Origin of the sequence: Thiomicrorhabdus marina, from assembly GCF_017571465.1 — a bacterium.
Lineage (GTDB): Bacteria > Pseudomonadota > Gammaproteobacteria > Thiomicrospirales > Thiomicrospiraceae > Thiomicrorhabdus > Thiomicrorhabdus marina.
Genome location: NZ_JAGETV010000068.1, coordinates 1 through 517 on the forward strand (window position 1 = coordinate 1; position 517 = coordinate 517).

The window sequence follows — 517 nt, forward strand, 5'->3', positions numbered from 1 at the left end:
GTAACGAGGATACTGAGATGCCAGTTCTCTCAGGCGTTTACGAATCGGTTCATCGGATTTTGCACGTTCAACATATCGATACGCTGTTCGGCTAACGCCTGAAAGTCGACAGGCAGTTCGTTCACTGAGTTGATAGGTTTGTATCAAGTAGCGAGCAATCGGCTTTCTGTCAGCAGGCTTCACCACTTTTTTGAGACAACATCCTTCATTGCTTCGACCTCAAGCAATTTTTCTGCAAGTAGGCGTTTGAGCTTGGCATTTTCAGATTCAAGTTCTTTTAGGCGCTTGGCTTCGTTGACTTCTAAACCTGCATATTTACTACGCCAGTTATAGAAGGTGCCGTTTGAAATCCCCATTTCACGGCAAATAGCATCAACTTTTGCCCCAGCCTCATGCTGCTTGATTGCTCGAATAATCTGTTCTTCGGTAAAACGTTTTTTCATTTTGAAATCTCCATTCGGATAATTTAATTGGAAATCTCATCAATGTCATGGTTTTAAATTTAGGGGATAGGTCA

Annotated in this window: 1 pseudogene; it reads right to left on the minus strand. The window is 42.4% G+C overall.

The window, feature by feature from the left end:
* Positions 1-443, minus strand: a pseudogene (locus J3998_RS13120) (transposase); the annotation flags it as partial.
* Positions 444-517: the final 74 nt, after the last annotated feature.